1 protein-coding gene is annotated in these 2189 nt (G+C 36.6%); it reads right to left on the bottom strand.

Going from position 1 to position 2189, the window contains the following annotated elements; genetic code table 11:
- Positions 1-89 precede the first annotated feature (89 nt).
- Positions 90-2057 carry an Eco57I restriction-modification methylase domain-containing protein gene (locus BLT15_RS12960; RefSeq protein WP_089762497.1) on the bottom strand — a complete coding sequence of 656 codons (1968 nt, stop codon included), beginning with the start codon at positions 2055-2057 and terminating at the stop codon, positions 90-92.
- Positions 2058-2189: the final 132 nt, after the last annotated feature.

Below are 2189 nucleotides of genomic sequence, written 5' to 3' on the forward strand. Positions count from 1 at the left end.
GTGACCGGTACCTTGTCTTAAAGATTGTTGAACTGAGTATTTTGGCTGATAATTGCTTCAGAAAGTTCTTGTCAAACTACTTTCCGAATTCAGGTGGAAACAATAAAGGAAAAATAACCTTGCTTCCGCAATAATCTCAAACTTTTCTCAATAAAATAACAGTATAAATCAGCCGTGCCAAAATAGACTTGATAATTTTCTTTCAAATATGGTTTCATCCATTTAATATCTTCATGTCTTACAAAAGGAGGATTACCAATTACACAATCAAATCCACCTTCTTCCATTATATCAGGAAATTCATCTTCCCAGTCAAAAGCCTTTTCCCCGGCAATCTCTGGATCATCAATTAATGAATTACCACATTTAATATTATCATCGAGATTGGTAAGCTCATCCTGCTTATTGGCTGTCTTAAGCCAGAGAGATAATTTTGTGATTTCCACTGACTCTCGGTTCAGATCCACGCCATACAAATTATTCTTTAGTATATTCCTGTATATTCGCTCCTGGGAAGTAAGGCTGGCCTGTAACTCATTATCTCTACTAACAGCACCATTACTCTCATGTAAAGCATTTCTCAATAAATCTCGCTGTTTATTCAACCACCTGTGCTCCTCTAAAAGAAAATCGAAAGCCTGGTTCAAAAATGCCCCGGAGCCACAGGCAGGATCGAGAATAGTAATATCCTTCAGTTCTTCCTCATATTCATTGAAAAAATCTATATGCTGTTGAGTATATCTAGTTTTCCAGCTTTTACTGCCTGCCTCCTCTATATCGGGGAGATCATAATAACCGAGTTCCTCTTTTTTATCCTCCAGATAACCTCCCACTGCATTTTCAACTATATAACTGGTAATATACTTCGGCGTGTAGTATATACCTTCTTTTTTTCTGCGGGACTCATTTTTGTCATACTCGTCGTCTCTGATATCAGCTTTCAACTGCTCAATATCGGTTATTGACTGTTCAAAGATATGACCGAGAATATTAACATCCACATCGCTGTCAAAGTCATATTCAGAAATCTCATATATGGCATCGAAGAAATCATCTTTGATAGTAAGCTCATCCAGCACTTCATCGTAGGCAAACAAACCGCCATCATAGGAGTTTATATTATGTTTGTCACTGCCTTCATCTACAGCCCTGAATACACCTCTAATTTGATTCCAGATGGCTGTATCTGAAACCTCGAAAGAATCCTTGCCTCTCTCTATAGCCTGGTGCAATACATCATTGGGAAGGAGCTGTTTATCTTCACAGAAGCAAATGAAGATTATTCTGTCCAAAAACTTCTGAGCTTTTTCCAGCAGAACTTCGAAATCTATATCTGGATTATTTTCCTTTAAATGCTCGAAAAGATTTATCCGCATATTTTTATAAAGATTATAAAATTCAACTGAAATATCTTCATGGCGCTTATTGGTGGCACCGGATAATCTAAGGGTTTCACTCTTGCCTTCTTCTGTAATAAGATGATCGCTGCATAATAAATAATGAAACTTTTTAAACTCATTCTCTTCCACTAAATCCTGCAGGTGAAATACCTCATTATATTCCTTGCTGCGTCCAACTTTATATAACCTTATTTCGATGAAATTTGAAACTATAACCCACTTACATTTATCCAGTCTATTGGTATAGCTGAAGGCCTGATCCACCGGTGACTTATAGGTAGATCCCTCTCTCTTTTGATCTTTGTCCAGAGCAACCTGCGGCCCTTTTAATTCGATAACCGCTTTATGTTCTTTTTTGACTTCACCATTTTCCCTTTTATAAAATCCTAAAATACCATCAGGAGTTTTAGCATCTAAGTCTGTAGAACATTCTATTTCCATTGTCCACTGCTCTGCAGCCGGATCGTTTTTATATCCCAAGATATCTTCAAATATAGCGCTGAGAAAAGCTGACTGGAGTCTTTGCTCGTTGAGACCTTTTATATTGGCTAAGTTTTCCTTCCAATTTCTTATCTTTTTCAGCTTTTCGGTGAAATTTTCTATGTAATAGTCGTGAATATTTTGCTCTATTATCTTTTTATTGAAAAGTCCAGGCATAAAATTTCATCTCCCATACTATTTTAAATAATCTTCTACCTGAATTCGGAAAGTAGTTTGACAAGAACTTTCTGAAGCAATTATCAGCCAAAATACTCAGTTCAACAATCTTTAAGACAAGGTACCGGTCAC

The sequence above is a fragment of the Halarsenatibacter silvermanii genome, assembly GCF_900103135.1.
Taxonomy (GTDB): domain Bacteria; phylum Bacillota; class Halanaerobiia; order Halanaerobiales; family Halarsenatibacteraceae; genus Halarsenatibacter; species Halarsenatibacter silvermanii.